Origin of the sequence: Variovorax sp. YR216, from assembly GCF_900107745.1 — a bacterium.
In the GTDB taxonomy this organism is placed as follows: domain Bacteria; phylum Pseudomonadota; class Gammaproteobacteria; order Burkholderiales; family Burkholderiaceae_C; genus Variovorax.
On sequence record NZ_FNRO01000002.1, the window covers coordinates 880554 to 896451 of the forward strand.

Sequence of the window (15898 nt, forward strand, 5' to 3'; positions counted from 1 at the left end):
CGCGGCTAGGCGGGTTCTTCGCCGGGATGCCGCACCAGCAGGACCGGAACCGGACTGGCGCGCACCACCAGTTCGGCGTCGCTGCCCAGCGTCAGGCGGCTGACGCCCCGGCGGCCGTGCGTTCCCATCACGATCAGGTCGCAGCCGGCGGCCTTCGCTTCTGCGAGCACGATGGTGGCGACACGTCCTCCGGTCACCTCGCGCAAGGCCACCTCGGCCTGGATGCCGGACTTGGCCGCGAGCGCCCGCGCGTCGGAGAGCAGCTTCTCGCCATACTCGCGCAGGGAGTGAATGACGTTGTTGTAGGCAACGACATTCGCCATCTCCACGAGCATCGGAAAGTCGTCGATCACATGGAGAAGATGCAGGCCGGACTTCTGTTCTGCGGCCAGGCGGATGGCCTCCTGCAGGCCTAGCGCCGCAGTTTTGCTGCCGTCGATGGGGACGAGGATTCGGTGGTACATGGCTGCGCTTTCCTTGGCCGCTTCGATGGACGATCCGCTCGCCACCGGCCGCTGTGGCGAGTGAGGAATTCTTGGCCGTTGGTGCGGCGCAGCACTTGCGCTCGATCAAGTTTCGCGCGGCGCTTGCGACGGATCATTGAATCCCCTCGATTCGGGAATCGCCTTGCCATGCCTACCGAGGCCAGCCATGTTGCGCCGCCGGCGCCGATGCTTCCTGCACAGCAGATCAGCGAGGATGTGCTGCTCGAGAAGTATGCGAAGGGCGATGAGCGCAGCGCCGCAGACGTCCGGCGTCGGGTCGCCCACGCCCTCGCGCAGGCCGAGACTGCCTCGAGTCGCGTGCTTTGGGAAGCGCGCTTCCTCCAGGCGCTCGAGGACGGCTTTCTCCCCGGCGGTCGAATCCAGTCGTCCGCGGGCACTGCCTTTTCGACGACGCTCATCAATTGCTTCGTGCAGCCCGTGGGCGATTCGATCGCGGCCGAAGAGGACGGCCATCCCGGCATCTACGTCGCCCTCACCGAGGCCGCCGAGACGATGCGCCGCGGCGGCGGTGTCGGCTACGACTTCTCGCGCATCCGCCCGGCTGGCGCCTGGGTCCGGGGCACCCAGTCGGTCGCATCGGGTCCGGTGTCGTACATGCGAGTCTTCGACCGCTCCTGCGAGACGGTGGAATCGGCGGGGGCAAGGCGAGGCGCGCAGATGGGTGTGCTCCGGTGCGACCATCCGGATATCGAAGCCTTTGTTCATGCCAAGGACAAGGGCGATCTGTCCAACTTCAACATGTCGGTGGGGCTCACCGATGCCTTCATGAAGGCGGTCGAGAACGACACGCCATTCGATCTCGTGCACCGTGCCGAACCCGGTCCCCGCTACCGCGCCGAGGCCGCGCATCAACGCGAGGACGGCTTGTGGGTCTACCGAACGATCCAGGCGCGCGGGCTCTGGGCGCAGATCATGCAGTCGACCTACGATCATGCCGAGCCGGGCGTGCTCTTCCTGGACCGCATCAACCTCGACAACAATCTTTCCTACTGTGAGGCCGTCGCAGCCACGAATCCCTGCGGCGAGCAGCCACTGCCGCCGTACGGTTGCTGCTGTCTCGGTTCGATCGATCTCACGCGCTTCGTGCGGTCGCCTTTCGAAGCGGATGCGCGATTTGACGAGGATGGCTTTGCGCGCCTCGCCGCGATCGCCGTGCGCATGCTCGACAACGTGCTGGACGTATCGGTCTGGCCGCTGAAGAGACAGCACGACGAAGCCCGCGACAAGCGACGCATCGGATTGGGTTTCACCGGTCTGGGGGACGCGCTGGTGATGCTGAATCTGCGCTATGACACGGCTGCTGCGCGGGACGCGGCCCGGCGCATCGCGCAGGTCATGCGCGACGCGGCCTATGGTGCCTCCGTGGACCTCGCGGCCGAGCGCGGCGCCTTCCCGCTTTTCAACGCCGACCTCTACCTGAGCCGCGGGACCTTCGCTTCGCGATTGCCGGCGACGCTCAGGGCACGCATCGCCGCGACCGGCATTCGAAACTCGCACCTCCTGTCGATCGCTCCCACGGGCACGATCAGCATCGCGTTTGCGGACAACGCGAGCAACGGGATCGAGCCCGCGTACGCGTGGACCTACAGGCGCCGCAGGCGCATGCCGGACGGCGGCTTCACCGACTATCCCGTCGAGGATCACGCCTGGCGTCTCTACCGGCTTCTCAAGGGCGAGGGTGTGCCGCTGACGCCCGCTTTCGTCACTGCGCTCGAGATCAGCGCAGAGGCGCACGTGGAAATGGTGGCTGCGGTGGGCCCGATGATCGACTCGGGAATCTCCAAGACCGTGAACGTGCCGGCCGACTACCGCTACGAAGACTTCCAGGGCCTGTATATGCGCGCATGGAAGTCGGGCCTCAAGGGCCTGGCAACTTACCGGCCGAATCCAGTGCTCGGCGCCGTGCTCAGCGCGACGGGCGTCCCGGATGCGCAGCGGCCCAAGAGCGCCGACACGGCGGCGCTCGACGATCGCCTCATACCGAGGCACTGCATTTGACGACGCGCAAGGGAACAGGCGACCGGGGGCGTTAACTTCCCGGCATCACAGGAGCTTGTCGTGCCCCTCCGATCGAACAACGGAACGCAGTCCGAGGACTTTTCTTTGCTGGATGTGTGGTGGCGGGTCCTCGACTGGCGCTGGGGTGCCTGAATCCGGTTCGATGTGGTGCCGCCGCATGAAGCTCGATCCCTCGTCCTCCGATGTTCATCCGGGCGACCTCGTCACCCGAGCAGCCGCGCCGCCGGTTGCGCCCGTGCCTCCGCCAGCGCCGCGCCCGGGCTTCTTCGCCATGCTCCGGCGCCGTGCACCGATGGCGCTGGCCGCGCTTGCGCTGATCGCGGCGGCCATCGCGTTCGGGCCGCGCGTCCTCTGGGGACCCCGCGTCGCGGTCACGCCGGTGGTCCGCGGCGATTTCGTCCAGTCGGTGGTGGCCAGCGGGCATGTCGAGGCGCCCCACCGGGTGAACATCGGCGCGCAGCTCGCCGGCGAGGTGAGGGCGGTGCCGGTGGAGGAGGGCCAGGAGGTCGCCGCCGGTCAGGTGCTCATCCGTCTCGTCGATGCCGAATGGGTTGCGGGCGCGGCCCAGGCAGACGCGGCCGTGCAGCAGGCCGAAGCGCGCCTGAGACTGCTGCGCGAAGTACAGGCGCCCGTGGCCGCGCAGGCCCTCCGGCAGGCCGAGATCGGCGCGGAGAACGCGCGTGCGCAGTGGCGCAGAAACGTGGCGCTGCGCGACCAGGGCTTCATCGGCCAGGCCGCGCTGGACGACTTGAAGAAGACGCTCGACGTCAGCGAGGCGCAGGTGCGTTCGGCCCGCAGCCAGCTCGCCAGTGCGCAGCCCGGTGGCAGCGACTACGCCGTGGCGACCACGGCGCTGGCCGAGGCCCATGCGGCTGCCGCAGCCGCGCATTCGCGCCTGAACTACACGACCATCGCCGCGCCGGTGGCCGGCACGTTGATCGATCGTTCCGTGGAGCCCGGCGACGTGGTACAGCCGGGCAAGACACTGATGGTGCTTTCGCCGGCCGGCGAGACGCAGCTCGTGGTGCAGATCGACGAGAAGAACCTGGCGCTGCTCGCGTTGGGCCAGCAGGCCGTGGCATCGGCCGATGCCTACGCCGACCAGCACTTCGCGGCAGAGCTGGTCTACATCAATCCCGGCGTGGACGTTCAGCGCGGCTCGATCGAAGTCAAGCTTGCCGTGCCGCATCCGCCGGCGAGCCTGCGTCAGGACATGACCGTGTCGGTGCAGATTCGCACGGCCTTCCGCAGCCAGGCAGTGCTCCTTGCGAGCGATGCGGTGCGCGATGCCGATCGTGGCCAACCCTGGGTGCTGAAAGTCGACGGGCACCACGCCAGGCGCCAGGGCGTGAAGCTCGGCCTGCATTCGGGCGGCCTCAGCGAAGTGCTCGAGGGCTTACAGCCCGGCGATCTCGTCGTGCCGGCGTCGACGCCCGACATCGCCGAGGGCTCGCGCCTGCGGCCCCGTGTGCGCGTCGAGTCCGGCGCGTGAGGGTTCGCGTTGCCATGAAGCGCGGCCTTCCCTTCGAATGGATCGTGGCATTGCGCTTTCTGCGAGAGGGACGCATGCAGACGGCATTGATCATCGTCGGCATCGCGATCGGCGTCGCGGTGATCGTCTTCATGTCGGCGCTGCTGGTCGCACTGCAGGCGAACTTCATCCGCCGGGTCCTGACCGCGCAGTCGCACATCCAGCTCTTGCCGCCGAAGGAAGTCGCGCGCGTGCTCCAGCGGGGCAGCAAGGAGAGTGGCTTGCATGACGATGCCATCGTGCAGCCGCCCCTGCAGCGGATCAAGTCGATCGACCAGTGGCAGTCGATCGCGGCGCAGATCCAGGCGATGCAGGGCGTGGTCCTGGTCTCGCCATCCGCAAGCGGGTCCGCGCTGGTGGTGCGCGGCAATGCGAGCCGGGCGATCAGTCTCATCGGCGTCGATCCGCAGGTGTACTTCCGCATCGTGACCATTCCCGACAAGATCGTGCATGGCTCGCCGCGCCTGACGAACACCGACATCCTGATCGGCATCGACCTCGCCAGCGACCTTGGCGCCAGCGTGGGCGACAAGGTGCGCGTGTCCACCGCCGCCGGCAGCGACAACACGCTGACGGTGACCGGGGTGTTCGACCTCGGCAACAAGGGCGCCAACCAGCGCACCACCTACGTGGCGCTGCGAACCGCGCAAAGCCTGCTGGGGCTGGTCGGCGGCGTCTCCAGCATCGACGTGACCGTGCAGGACGTGTATGCCGCCGAGGACATCGCCCGCGATATCACGGCCGCCACCGGCGTGGAGGCCGACAGCTGGATCACGACCAACGCACAGTTCTTCACCGCCGTCCAGGCACAGAAGACCTCGAACACCACCATCCGCTTCTTCGTCGGGCTGTCGGTGGCGTTCGGCATCGCCAGTGTGCTGGTGGTGTCCGTGGTGCAGAAGTCGCGCGAGATCGGCATCCTGCGCGCGATGGGCATTTCGCGCGGGCAGGTGCTGCGGGTGTTCCTGGTGCAGGGCGGCCTGCTGGGCCTCATGGGCTCCCTGGGCGGCTGCGCGATGGCCCTGTTGGCGCTGTGGCTGTGGCAGCGCTATGCGCGCAATCCGGACGGCACGCCCTTCTTCCCGGTGCAGATCGAGCCGGGCCTGTTCCTCGCTGCGATGCTGCTCGCCACCCTCACCGGCCTGGCGGCGGCCTTCGCGCCCGCGCTGCGAGCGGCGCGCCTCGATCCGGTGGTGGCGATCCGTGGCTGAGCCGGTCGTCAGAATGCGCGGCGTGCGCAAGGCCTTCAACGTCGGCCTGCCGATCGAGACCGAGGTGCTGCACGGCATCGACCTCGATCTGGTGCCCGGCGAGTTCTGCGCGGTCATGGGGCCGTCCGGGTCGGGCAAGAGCACGCTGCTGAACATCATCGGCCTGCTCGACCGGCCGACCGCGGGTTCGCTGCGCATCTGCGGCGAGGAAACCGTGGGCCTGGACGACCATGCGATCACCCGCCTGCGCGGGCACAGCATCGGCTTCGTCTTCCAGTATCACAACCTGCTGACGGGCTTCACGGCAATGGAGAACGTGATGATGCCGATGATCGGGGGCGCGGGCTTCATCGACCGGAGCATGGCCGCCCGGGCAACCGCGCTGCTGGACAGCGTGGGCCTTTCGAAATGGCGCGGCAACCTGGCGACCAATCTCAGCGGAGGCCAGCAGCAGCGGGTGGCGGTGGCGCGCGCGCTGGCGATGAATCCGCGCCTGCTGCTCGCCGACGAGCCGACCGGCAATCTCGATACCCAGTCCGCCGACTCGGTGTTCGCGCTGCTGCGAGACGCCAATCGGAAGGAGGGCATGGCCGTGCTGTTCGTCACCCACAACGCGGCGCTGGCGCAGCGGTGCGACCGCATCGTGCGGGTCGTCGACGGGCTGCTTCTCAATCCCGCGTGACCAGCGCGATCAGGGCGTCGAACACGAGCCAGACCACCGCTGCGCCCAACAGGGCAAGCGTCGCGGCGACCGTCCACAGGAAGGAAGTGGCCCCCCGGGCGGGCCGCGATGACGGCGGCGCTGTGAGTTTCATGGTCTGCCTGTCAGGTTTGGAGCGTCGCCCGCGCTGCAGGTCCGGATGCCGAACAGTGAATAGGCCGGGCAACGCCCCACCAGGCCCGTCAGCAGCGGCACGAGGCCGATGTAGCCCCACGGGCCCACCGTGCCTGCGAAGGCCAGTGCGATCAGCACCAGTCCGAGCGTGATGCGCAACACGCGATCGATGGTTCCGACATTGCGACTCATGGCGATGGCTCCTTCATCATTGCCATGTCATCCTGCGCCGGCTCGCCCGCGGGCTCATTGAGGTGGATCAATGTTTGCCGCGGAGCGAACGTCCTCATTCGAACGACAGCGCCCCGCTGGGCAGACTGACGCGCTTGCGTTCGGCTGCGGACTTCGTTTCGTCCGGAGCCGCGTCCTCCGGAGCGCGCACCAGCAGGACGGGGACGGGCGAGGTCCGCAGGATGTTCTCGGCGCTGCTGCCGAGAAAGACACGCTTCGCGCCGCGCCGGCCGTGGGTGCCCAACACGATCAGATCGGCGGGCCAGTTCGCGGCTTCCTTCGTCACGAGCTCGTGCACCGAGCCGTCGAGGTTGTCGCGCAGCACGGTATCCACGGAAATGTCCGCGGCCTCGACCTTCTGCAGGCACTCCTGCAGAAGCTTGGTGCCGTTCTCGCGCAGCACGCTCATCCATTCGCCGGCGTAGCCCGCATAGGCATCGGTCGCGAGTGCGAATGACAGCTCGTCGACGATGTGGAGCAGCCGGATCCGGCCGTTGGTGAGCCGCGCCACTCCGATGGCCTGCTCGAGACCCCGCATCGAGGTCGCGCTGCCGTCGACGGGAACGAGGATGTTCTGATACATGGAATGCTCCTTGCGATGGTGTCCGGAAGAATCCCAGTATCAGCACGCGGGGCATCGCGCGGATTGACGCCGCGCAAACCGCGAGCGACGTGTGAGTCAAGCGTGCGCGGCTGTCCGGCGGAGGTGCACCTAGAGCATGAAGGCCATGTCGCGCACGTCCATTTGGAATGCCGCCCTGTCTGGACTGCGCAGCGGCAGGTTGACCAGCAACTCCAGCCTGCGCCGAAGGACATGGAGCGTCTGAATCGACGCATGAGCGAGCGCTTCGGGGTCGGAGATCTCCGCGATGTCGGACAGCGCCCACAGCGCTGAATTGGGTTGGCCTGGCCATCTTGGCTGCCTGGCCAGCGTGTCTTCGTCCAGGGTAATGACGAAATCTGCCTTGGGTGCGCCCAGGCTGGACAGATCATTCCAGTTCTGGCGCGGCTGGCATCGAAGGGGGATGCTTGCGCTCGCGAGGGCACGGACGGCGGCAGGATGGATCTCGCGTTCAAGGCGGTGCGGATCGCCACACGAATATGCGGCGAAGCGCTTTTCGCAGAGATGCGTCAGGCATGCCTCGGCCAGAACGCTTCGCAAGGAACATCGCCGCGACACAAAAAACACAACGAAGCGCTGCGGATTGATCCTTGCTCCCGTCGCGGTGCCGCCTATCGAACCTTGACCTTGGGCCATGGTCTTCATGTTCGTCACGCCGTCAGCTCACGCCGCATCCGTGCCTGGGAGAGCGATGCCACCAATGACGAGGCCAGCACGGCCTCGGTTGGGTCGCATGGCATCACAAGGCCATCTTGTTGACCTTGGTGCCATCCAGGCTCAGATTGGCCATCAGGCCCCCATTGCTCAATGCGAATCCGATGACCGGCTGCTGCGCGGTCTGCGTGTCGATGCTGGCGGTTGCACCAGCCTTGGCCATGGTGACCGACGCATCGGCACCGGCAGTCCATCCGCTGCTCGCGACGAACTTGTCGAGCGCTCCCTGCGTCATGAAGAGCACGAAGACGGCTTTCGAATCGGCGCCGGCGAGGAAGCCGACCGACGCGCCGGTCGTGCTGTAGTAGCCGGCGGACCGGCCGCCGACGCGCAGGGCGCCTTGTCCGTAGGAGCCACCAACGCCCAGGCCGGCAGACATCACGGACGGGAACACCAGCACGCCCTTCGCCTTGGCCGTCAGCTCGCGCGAGCCCGGCACCTGGGCGTGGAGTGAGGAAAGCGCCGAATCGACCGATGCGTCGATGCTGGTTCGCTTGGCCGCCTGATCGCCCGGATTGGAGGTGGTGGAGCATGCGGCAGTGACCAGCCCCGAGAGGCCGAGTGCCAAGAATGAACGCTTGTCCATGACTGTCTCCTTCTGTTGTGGACGGGATCCGCTTACCGCAACATTGCATCGCTCCGGCGTCCGGCGAGGTTTGATGCGCATCAATCGAATCGGCTGTCCGCCGGGCGTTGGCGCTCGAATCGGTCGCGCAAGGATTGACGAAGGTCAACCGTGGCGTGGTGCCGTGTGCCAAGCTCGACGACAAACAGGAGTCACCATGCGCATCCAGTTTCTCGGCGGAACCGATACCGTCACCGGATCGAAATACCTGCTGGAGCACGCGGGCCGGCGGCTCCTCGTGGACTGCGGGCTCTACCAGGGCCTGAAACAATTGCGGCTGCGCAACTGGGAGGCCTTGCCGGTCAAGGCCTCGGAGATCGATGCGATTCTCTTGACGCATGCGCATCTCGATCACAGCGGCCTCGTCCCGCGCCTGATCAAGCTTGGATTCAAAGGCCCGGTCTATGCCAGCCGGGCCACGCGCGATCTCTGCGAGTTGCTGCTGCCCGACTCCGGCTATCTGCAGGAAGAGGAGGCCGACTACGCCAATCGCCACGGCCACTCCCGCCACAGGCCCGCGCTGCCCCTGTACACGCAGGACGAAGCACGTGCCGCCCTCGGGCGCTTCGAGGTCCTGGATTTCGACAAGGTGCACTCGCCCTGGCCGGGCTGGACCTGGCGACTGCGACGCGCCGGGCACATTCTGGGCGCCGCGAGCATCCATATCGCCTGGAAGGGGGGCAGCATTCTTTTTTCCGGCGATCTCGGCCGGGACGACGACCTGGTGATGCGTCCCCCCGAGCGGCCGGAGCCCGCCGACTACGTGGTCATCGAGTCCACCTACGGCGATCGCGTGCATCCCAAGGTGGATACCTTGTCGGCCATCGCCGAAGTGATCGGTCGGACGGCCGCAAGGGGCGGCATCGTCCTGGTGCCCGCCTTTGCGGTGGGCAGGGCGCAGACGCTGCTGCACTGCATCCATCTGCTCAAGGCTGCGCGCCGGATTCCCGATCTGCCGGTGTACCTCAACAGTCCGATGGCGACCGACGCGACGCACATCCTGCGGCGGTATTCGGACCAGCACCACCTGGATGCGGGCCAGTGCGCCGCGTTGGGCCGGGAGGTGAAATTCGTCAACACGCTCGAGGAGTCGAAACGACTCAACGGATTGAGCTTTCCCTCGGTCATTGTCTCGGCGAGCGGGATGGCGACAGGCGGGCGTGTGCTGCATCACCTGAAGGCGTATGCGCCGGATCCCAGGAGCACGATCCTCTTTACCGGCTATCAGGCCGCCGGGACCCGCGGCGCGGCGATGCTGGCCGGGGCCAGGGAAATCAAGATCCATGGTGCGTACGTGCCCGTGCGTGCCGAAGTCGTCGGGCTGGACATGCTCTCGGCGCATGCCGATCGCGGCCAGTTGCTGGCTTGGCTGGACGGTCTGCCTGCGCCGAAACGCGTGTTCGTGACGCATGGCGAGCCGGTCGCTGCCGATGCGCTGCGCCTGGCGATCGAAGAGCGGTTCGGCTGGCAGGCCAGCGTGCCGGACTATGGCCAGACGGTGACCCTTTGACCGGATCGCCTTGACGAACGTGTTCATTGCACTGCGCCGCTGGCCGGCGCGGCTTGATCCAGATCAATCGCCAACCAGGTCTGCCCGCCTAGCATCGATCCGACCATGAGCAGGATCACTTCGATACTGATGGCCTTCTTCGTCGGCTGGCTGTTCGCGTCCGGTACTGCCTGCGCGGCGGCCGGAGACGCGGAGAAGCCGGACGACGCCGTGACACTGCGCATACTGAATCGCGACATCGTGACGATGCGGGCGCGAATCGGCGGCTTCACACCCCAGTCGCGCGTGCGGCGCGCTCGCGAGCGACTGCAGGCGCTTCCGGACGAGGCCATCGCCTTGCCGATCAACACGGTGCAGTTCCAGTCCGGCGATACGCGTGGCGTGCAGTTCCTGCTCGGCGACCTCCCGCTGTTTTCAGTGGTGGAGGGCGATGTCGACCCGGAGGCGAAGCAGGATTTCGGCGCGCTCGTCAAGCAGACGCAGGGGCGCATGGAAGAGGTCCATGGCGCATGGGGGCAGATGCGCAGCAGGCCGATGCTGCTCCATGGCCTGGCACGGGCGATCGGTGCGACCTTGCTGTTCTGCGTGCTGGTCTGGGTGGCCCATCGAGGCATGGCCCGAAGCGTGGCGTTCATGGAGAAAAGGCGCGATGTCCTGGCGGCCCGCTTTACCTATGTCGACTGGCGCGAGTTCCTCGCGCGGCTCGCGGTCGGCATCCTGCAGGTGCTCCAATGGTTCATCGTGCTTGCGCTCACTTATTCCTGGGCGCAGTTCGTGCTCGCAAGCTTCGTTGCCACGGCGCCGATTGCGCACGATCTGGGCGATTGGCTTGTACTCAAGATCTCCTGGCTGGCCGAAGGAGCGCTGGACAGCCTGCCGGGACTCGCCACCGTCCTGCTCGTCCTGGCTTTCACCCGTGTGATCGTCGACTTGCTGGGCTATCTCTTCGACGCGCTGCAGAAGGGCCGGCTGCGTTTGCCGATGTTCCATCCAGAGACCGTCGGCGCGACCCGTCGCATCTTCACGCTCTTCGTCTGGTGCGTCGGCATCGCGGTGGCCTATCCGTTCCTGCCCGGCGCGAGCAGCGATGTGTTCAAGGGGCTCTCGGTCCTCTTCGGCCTGATGGTCACCCTGGGATCCACCGGGCTGGTGACGCAACTCATGAGCGGCATGGTCGTGGTGTACTCGCGCTCGCTGCACAAGGGCGATTTCGTCGACATCAACGGCGTGCAGGGCGTCGTGACCGAGGTGTCCGCGCTCGCGACCAAGGTCACCAACGTGCGCAACGACGAGATCACGATCCCCAATTCGGTGGTCATCGCCAGTCCCATCCACAACTACTCCAAGCTCTCGGGCACGCTTGGCACGCTGCTGAGCACCAAGGTGACCATCGGCTACGACGCGCCGTGGCGCCAGGTGCACGCGCTGCTGATCGAAGCGGCGGGCAGGACGATCGGCGTGCGCGCGACGCCGGCGCCTTATGTCTATCAGCGGGCACTGTCGGACTTCTACGTGGAGTACGAGCTGTTCGCGAGCATCGAGAATCCGGCGGACCGCATTCCGGTCCTGTCGGCCCTCCACGCGAGCATCCAGGATGCCTTCAACGAGCACGGCGTGCAGATCATGTCGCCGCACTTCCTGGGGCAGCCGGAGCATCCGGTGGTGGTGCCGAAGGGGCAGTGGTATGCGGCGCCGGCGTCACCGGTGACACCGGTGACACCGGTGACACCGGTATCTGCCGCTTCCTAGGGGCATCTCAAGGCATGTACTTGCCGCCGTTGACCGACAACGTGATGCCGGTGATGAAGCCCGCATCTTCCGACGCGAGAAACACCACCGCACGCGCGATCTCGGCCGGGGTCGCGAGACGGCCGACCGGCACCGTCTTGAGTATTCCGGCGAGGACCTCGGGCGGCACCGCGCCGACCATCGCGGTGTCCGTATAGCCGGGTGCGATCACGTTCACCGTGATGTTGCGCGAGGCGCCCTCCAGGGCGAGGGATTTCGTGAAGCCGATCAGCCCTGCCTTGGCCGCCGCGTAGTTGCATTGGCCGGCCTGGCCGGAAAGGCCGTTGACCGAACCCATGTTGACGATGCGTCCGTAGCGGCGCTCGCGCATGCCTTCGATCACCGCGCGGCACATGTTGAAGCAGCCGCCCAGGTTGGTGTCGATCACTTCGCGCCAGTGCGCGTCCGACATCTTGTGCAGCATGGCGTCGCGGGTGATGCCGGCGTTGTTGACCAGCACGTCCACGGGGCCGAGTTCGGCTTCCACGCGCGCAACGCCCTCGCGGCACGCGACGGGGTCGGCCACATTCCATGCGAAGGCGGGAATGCCCGTGCGCTCGGAAAAGCGGCTTGCGGCATCTGCGTGGGAACCGTAGCTGGCGGCCACGCGATAGCCGGCCGCCGCCAGCGCCTGCGCGGCGGCTGCTCCGATGCCGGCCGTTCCGCCGGTGACGAGTGCGGTGCGCATTCAGGTCTCCCTTGGGTGGTCATGGGAATTGGCGTGCATGGCTTTTCCTTTCGAACCTTGGGTGCGCGGGCAAATCGCCCCACGCCGGGAACTTTAGGCAGCGCAGTCGTCGGCGGGCTTGCGTTGGATCAACGCGCGGTTTCACGGCAGGGGCGCTTTCGCTTGACCTGGCGCAAGCCCGGCGCGGACAGGACGGCCAATGATGTGGGCAGGAGGTCGCTCAAGATGTCTGCCAAGAAGCTGCTGTTCCGCGAGGAGGCCCGCGACAAGATCCGCCGGGGCGTCGATACGCTGGCCGAGGCTGTCAAGGTGACGTTGGGGCCGCGAGGACGCACCGTGGTGATCGACCGTGAGTTCGGCGCGCCCCAGATCGTCAATTCGGGCGTGGTCGTCGCGAGATCGATCGAGCTCGAGGACCGCTTCGAGAACATGGGCGCGCAACTGATGCGCGAAGTCGCCGCGCGCACCAGCGAGATGGCGGGCGACGGCACCACCACGGCCACCGTGCTGGCGCACAGCCTGGTGCAGGAAGGACTGAAATACCTGGCAGCCGGCATGAATCCGATGGAGCTGAAGCATGGCATCGAGCAAGCCGTCGAGATCATCGTGGCCGAGCTCAGGAAGATGGCCCAGCCCTGTGCCACTTCGCAGGAGATCGCGCATGTGGCGGCGATCTCGGCCAACAACGACCGCTCGATCGGCGAACTGGTCGCGCAGGCGATGGACAAGGTCGGCCGCGACGGCGCGGTGTCCATCGAGGATGGATCCGGCATCACGAGCGAACTCGAAACCGTCGAGGGACTGCAGTTCGACCGCGGCTATCTCTCCGCCTATTTCATCAACAACCCGGAGCGACAGACCTGTGTGCTGGAGGACGTCGCGGTGCTGCTGTACGACCAGAAGCTGTCCGGGCTGCAGGAGCTCGTGCCGTTGCTCGAATCGGCAGCGAAGGCCGGAATGCCCTTGCTGGTCGTCGCCGAGGAGGTCGATGCGGATGCGTTGGCGACGCTGGTCGTCAACAGCATGCGCGGCGTGCTCAAGACCTGCGCGGTCAAGGCGCCGGGCTTCGGCGATCGGCGCAAGGCGATGCTGCAGGACATCGCGCTGGTGACGGGAGGCCAGGTGGTCTCCGCCGAATTGGGCCTGACGCTCGAAAAGGCGCAGCTCGAGCACCTCGGCCGCGCCAGGCGGGTGGTTGTCGACAAGGAGAACACGACCATCGTGGGCGGCGCCGGCGATGCGTCCGCCATCCGCGACCGCATCGCGACGTTGAAGAAAGAGCGCGAGAAGCTCACCAGCGACTACGACCGGGAGAAGCTGGACGAGCGCATCGCCAAGCTTTCGGGCGGTGTGGCGGTGATCAAGGTCGGCGCGGCCACCGAGACCGAGCTGAAGGAACGGAAGCTGCGCGTGGAGGACGCCCTGCATGCGACGCGCGCGGCGATCGAGGAAGGCATCGTGCCCGGGGGCGGGGTCGCCCTGCTGCGTGCGCGCAAGGCACTGCAGGGTGTGACGTTGCCGACGCTCGACGAGGACTCGGGGCTGAAGATCGTGGTCCGTGCGCTGGAGGAGCCGATGCGCCGCATCGTTCTCAATGCCGCGCAGGAACCCTCCATCATCCTGGACCGCGTGGATGCAGCCGGACAGCCGAGCTTCGGCTACAACGCGGCCCGCCGCGAATACGGCGACATGCTCGCGATGGGCGTGATCGACCCGGCCAAGGTGACGCGCCTTGCGCTGCAGAACGCCGGCTCGATCGCTGGCCTGATCCTCACGATCGACTGCATGGTGGCCGACGTGCCCAGGAAGGAGCCGGCGTCGCCTGCCGTGCCTTCTTCGGACATGTTCTGACGCAGTCGCGCAGTCGCGGAAATATTCCAAAGGAGCCCACAGCATGGACAAGACCCTGGTCGTCTTCTATTCGTACAGCGGCGTGTGTCGCCGTGCTGCGCAATTGCTCGCGTCGCACCATGGCTGGCCGCTCGGCGAGATCCGCGACGCGCGTCGGCGTGCGGGATTCACGGGCGGCTTGCGCTGCGTGCTCGATTCACTGTTCCAGCGCCGGCCGTCCATCCGGTACGAGGGACCGCAGCCCGCGGACTTTGACGCGGTGGTCATCGTCTCCCCGATCTGGGCCTACCAGATGGCGGGCCCGATGCGCACCTTTCTCACGCAGAACGCCACGCACCTGCGGCGCGTCGCGCAGATCACGACCATGAATTCGGCCGGTGCCTCCAACGCGGTGGCGGAAGCCACGCGCCTGCTTGGGGGCGCCCCGATCCTCACAGCCGAATTCCTCGCTCGCGAGATCGAGGACGGCAGCGGCACCAGACGCCTCCTCGCCTTCGGCGACGCACTGGCGTCAGCCTCGCTCGCCCAGCCGTTGCCACGTCGCGCGATGACCGAGGCGGACATATCGCAACCTTTATCTCAATGAGCACTCGCCATGAACATGCAAAACCTCTGCCACCGGGAGTTGGTCTGCGTCAATGCCGACGCATCCGTGCAGGACGCCGCGCGCGCCATGCGCGAGAACCACGTCGGCGCGCTTGCCGTCACCGACCCCTATGAACCGGGACGGGTGATCGGCATGGTCACCGACCGCGACATCGTGATCGGCCCGTTGGCCGATGGCCGCTCGCCCATCGGGCAGCCGGTCGGTGCGCTGTGCGGCACCGAACTCGCCGGCGTGCGCGCATCGGCGACGGTGCCGGAGGCGCTTGCGGCGATGCGCAAGGCGGGCGTGCGCCGGCTGCTGGTCAGCAACGACGACGGAAGCATCGCCGGACTGGTGTCGATGGACGACCTGCTCGACGCGATCGCGCAGGAGTTCGAGGCCCTCGCAGGCGCCTTGCATTCCGGCGTCGCGCGCGAAGCGGTTCGAGGGCAGGGGCCACAACCGCAACAGACCCTCTACATCGCTCGCAACGATCATTGAGTCCGGCGGAGGCGCCCGACCTCCGGTCGGGACTCACTGGATGAGTCCGGTCCGGCCAATGCTCTGCGCCAGGGCGATACGCTGCGTAGGCTTCAACCCAAGCGCCTGCGCAAGGCTTCCGCGGTCGATCAGCGCGCGGACGACCGTGCCCAGGCCGGCAGTCGCGCAGTAGAGATAGACGTTCTCGACAATGCAGCCCGAGTCGACGCCCGCGAGGAAGACGCGGTCTTCATCTCGCACGTCATGCATGCGTTCGAAATCGGCCACGTACACCAGATTCAGGGGGGCTGTGCCCGCGAACTCCTGCAACCCGGTGGCTGCCCGCAAGTCGGCGGCCTTCACGAGGTCCAGTCGGTGGGCTTGCGCGTCGTAGCGCCAGGTCCCTTCGGCCATCACGGCATACACGAGTATTTCCTGCCATCCGCGAGCCGAGGGCGCGGTGCGCCCGCCGGTTTCCGGGCGGTTCACACCGAACGCGGCCCACAGCACGGCAGACACTTCATCCAGTGTCAGGGGATCCGGGAGGAAATTGCGTGTGCTGCGACGTCGCTGCAGTGCGACTTCGACTGTGGCGGATTGAAGGCGCGGGACCGGCAGCGTGAGCATGTCGGAGTCGAGATTCAGGGGCAGGGTCGACATCGGGAATCTCCAGGTGAACGGACACCTCGACGATGCTGCAT

At 66.8% G+C, this 15898-nt stretch carries 16 protein-coding genes and 1 pseudogene; 9 read left to right on the forward strand and 8 right to left on the reverse strand.

All coding sequences use genetic code 11. The features are described 5' to 3' along the window. Positions 1–5 precede the first annotated feature (5 nt). Complete coding sequence (locus BLW05_RS09145) at positions 6–464, reverse strand: universal stress protein (protein ID WP_093161891.1); 459 nt, start codon at positions 462–464, stop codon at positions 6–8. Positions 465–632: 168 nt separating this feature from the next. On the opposite strand from BLW05_RS09145, the pseudogene BLW05_RS09150 reads away from it, so the two are divergent. The 4 genes and pseudogenes from BLW05_RS09150 to BLW05_RS09165 all read left to right on the forward strand — a co-directional run. Further along, positions 633–2483 (forward strand): annotated as a pseudogene (locus BLW05_RS09150) (adenosylcobalamin-dependent ribonucleoside-diphosphate reductase); the annotation flags it as partial. Positions 2484–2682: 199 nt separating this feature from the next. Further along, positions 2683–4017: an efflux RND transporter periplasmic adaptor subunit gene (locus tag BLW05_RS09155; RefSeq protein WP_256330128.1), complete on the forward strand. Its 1335-nt coding sequence runs from the start codon at positions 2683–2685 to the stop codon at positions 4015–4017. Continuing rightward, the gene (locus BLW05_RS09160; RefSeq protein ID WP_256330129.1) at positions 4014–5267 is read left to right on the forward strand and encodes an FtsX-like permease family protein; all 1254 of its coding nucleotides are present in this window, start codon (positions 4014–4016) and stop codon (positions 5265–5267) included. Before BLW05_RS09155 ends, BLW05_RS09160 begins: the two co-directional genes overlap by 4 nt. Next, a complete protein-coding gene (locus tag BLW05_RS09165; RefSeq protein WP_256330130.1) occupies positions 5260–5949 on the forward strand; it encodes an ABC transporter ATP-binding protein in 690 nt (229 codons plus the stop codon). The genes BLW05_RS09160 and BLW05_RS09165 overlap by 8 nt, the downstream gene beginning before the upstream one ends. On the opposite strand, the gene BLW05_RS35900 is transcribed toward BLW05_RS09165, so the two are convergent. The 5 genes from BLW05_RS35900 to BLW05_RS09185 all read right to left on the reverse strand — a co-directional run bounded on the left by BLW05_RS35900 (position 5936) and on the right by BLW05_RS09185 (position 8255). Then, a complete protein-coding gene (locus BLW05_RS35900) occupies positions 5936–6082 on the reverse strand; it encodes a hypothetical protein (RefSeq protein ID WP_177142597.1) in 147 nt (48 codons plus the stop codon). The two genes, BLW05_RS09165 and BLW05_RS35900, sit on opposite strands and share 14 nt — an antisense overlap. Continuing rightward, positions 6079–6294, reverse strand: coding sequence for a YgaP family membrane protein (locus BLW05_RS09170; RefSeq protein ID WP_093161897.1), 216 nt, complete (start codon positions 6292–6294; stop codon positions 6079–6081). The genes BLW05_RS35900 and BLW05_RS09170 overlap by 4 nt, the downstream gene beginning before the upstream one ends. 94 nt (positions 6295–6388) lie before the next feature. Then, the gene (locus BLW05_RS09175; protein ID WP_093161899.1) at positions 6389–6916 is read right to left on the reverse strand and encodes a universal stress protein; all 528 of its coding nucleotides are present in this window, start codon (positions 6914–6916) and stop codon (positions 6389–6391) included. Between the two features lie 129 nt (positions 6917–7045). Then, positions 7046–7600: an arsenate reductase/protein-tyrosine-phosphatase family protein gene (locus BLW05_RS09180; protein ID WP_256330131.1), complete on the reverse strand. Its 555-nt coding sequence runs from the start codon at positions 7598–7600 to the stop codon at positions 7046–7048. A gap of 94 nt (positions 7601–7694) precedes the next feature. After that, positions 7695–8255, reverse strand: coding sequence for a BPSL1445 family SYLF domain-containing lipoprotein (locus BLW05_RS09185; RefSeq protein ID WP_093161900.1), 561 nt, complete (start codon positions 8253–8255; stop codon positions 7695–7697). A 196-nt stretch (positions 8256–8451) separates the two neighbouring features. Between BLW05_RS09185 and BLW05_RS09190 the strand changes: the two genes are divergently transcribed. Together BLW05_RS09190 and BLW05_RS09195 are read left to right on the forward strand one after the other, a co-directional pair. Continuing rightward, complete coding sequence (locus tag BLW05_RS09190) at positions 8452–9804, forward strand: MBL fold metallo-hydrolase RNA specificity domain-containing protein (protein ID WP_093161902.1); 1353 nt, start codon at positions 8452–8454, stop codon at positions 9802–9804. A 105-nt stretch (positions 9805–9909) separates the two neighbouring features. Continuing rightward, positions 9910–11553: a mechanosensitive ion channel family protein gene (locus BLW05_RS09195; RefSeq protein WP_093161904.1), complete on the forward strand. Its 1644-nt coding sequence runs from the start codon at positions 9910–9912 to the stop codon at positions 11551–11553. Positions 11554–11560: 7 nt separating this feature from the next. Here the strand turns inward: BLW05_RS09195 and phbB are convergent, their stop codons facing one another. After that, a complete protein-coding gene (gene phbB / locus BLW05_RS09200) occupies positions 11561–12280 on the reverse strand; it encodes an acetoacetyl-CoA reductase (protein WP_093161906.1) in 720 nt (239 codons plus the stop codon). Between the two features lie 225 nt (positions 12281–12505). Here phbB and groL point away from each other — a divergent pair, with 225 nt between their 5' ends. The 3 genes from groL to BLW05_RS09215 are packed head-to-tail and all read left to right on the forward strand — an operon-like array spanning position 12506 to position 15218. Further along, positions 12506–14131, forward strand: a complete 1626-nt coding sequence (gene groL, locus BLW05_RS09205; protein WP_093161907.1) for a chaperonin GroEL — start codon at positions 12506–12508, stop codon at positions 14129–14131. A gap of 43 nt (positions 14132–14174) precedes the next feature. Beyond that, the gene (locus tag BLW05_RS09210; RefSeq protein ID WP_093161909.1) at positions 14175–14717 is read left to right on the forward strand and encodes a flavodoxin family protein; all 543 of its coding nucleotides are present in this window, start codon (positions 14175–14177) and stop codon (positions 14715–14717) included. A gap of 9 nt (positions 14718–14726) precedes the next feature. Continuing rightward, positions 14727–15218: a CBS domain-containing protein gene (locus BLW05_RS09215; protein WP_093161910.1), complete on the forward strand. Its 492-nt coding sequence runs from the start codon at positions 14727–14729 to the stop codon at positions 15216–15218. Positions 15219–15251: 33 nt separating this feature from the next. On the opposite strand, the gene BLW05_RS09220 is transcribed toward BLW05_RS09215, so the two are convergent. After that, a complete protein-coding gene (locus BLW05_RS09220; RefSeq protein ID WP_093161912.1) occupies positions 15252–15857 on the reverse strand; it encodes a nitroreductase family protein in 606 nt (201 codons plus the stop codon). Positions 15858–15898: the final 41 nt, after the last annotated feature.

What these genes read in the sequence shown, in the direction of transcription:
- BLW05_RS09210 (WP_093161909.1), top strand. Translation starts at nt 14,175, where the DNA reads ATGGACAAGACCCTGGTCGTCTTCTATTCGTACAGCGGCGTGTGTCGC.
- BLW05_RS09215 (WP_093161910.1), top strand. Translation starts at nt 14,727, where the DNA reads ATGAACATGCAAAACCTCTGCCACCGGGAGTTGGTCTGCGTCAATGCC.
- BLW05_RS09220 (WP_093161912.1), bottom strand. Translation starts at nt 15,857, where the DNA reads ATGTCGACCCTGCCCCTGAATCTCGACTCCGACATGCTCACGCTGCCG.
- BLW05_RS09170 (WP_093161897.1), bottom strand. Translation starts at nt 6,294, where the DNA reads ATGAGTCGCAATGTCGGAACCATCGATCGCGTGTTGCGCATCACGCTC.
- BLW05_RS09155 (WP_256330128.1), top strand. Translation starts at nt 2,683, where the DNA reads ATGAAGCTCGATCCCTCGTCCTCCGATGTTCATCCGGGCGACCTCGTC.
- BLW05_RS09180 (WP_256330131.1), bottom strand. Translation starts at nt 7,600, where the DNA reads ATGAAGACCATGGCCCAAGGTCAAGGTTCGATAGGCGGCACCGCGACG.
- groL (WP_093161907.1), top strand. Translation starts at nt 12,506, where the DNA reads ATGTCTGCCAAGAAGCTGCTGTTCCGCGAGGAGGCCCGCGACAAGATC.
- BLW05_RS09175 (WP_093161899.1), bottom strand. Translation starts at nt 6,916, where the DNA reads ATGTATCAGAACATCCTCGTTCCCGTCGACGGCAGCGCGACCTCGATG.
- BLW05_RS09185 (WP_093161900.1), bottom strand. Translation starts at nt 8,255, where the DNA reads ATGGACAAGCGTTCATTCTTGGCACTCGGCCTCTCGGGGCTGGTCACT.
- BLW05_RS09145 (WP_093161891.1), bottom strand. Translation starts at nt 464, where the DNA reads ATGTACCACCGAATCCTCGTCCCCATCGACGGCAGCAAAACTGCGGCG.
- phbB (WP_093161906.1), bottom strand. Translation starts at nt 12,280, where the DNA reads ATGCGCACCGCACTCGTCACCGGCGGAACGGCCGGCATCGGAGCAGCC.
- BLW05_RS09190 (WP_093161902.1), top strand. Translation starts at nt 8,452, where the DNA reads ATGCGCATCCAGTTTCTCGGCGGAACCGATACCGTCACCGGATCGAAA.
- BLW05_RS09195 (WP_093161904.1), top strand. Translation starts at nt 9,910, where the DNA reads ATGAGCAGGATCACTTCGATACTGATGGCCTTCTTCGTCGGCTGGCTG.
- BLW05_RS35900 (WP_177142597.1), bottom strand. Translation starts at nt 6,082, where the DNA reads ATGAAACTCACAGCGCCGCCGTCATCGCGGCCCGCCCGGGGGGCCACT.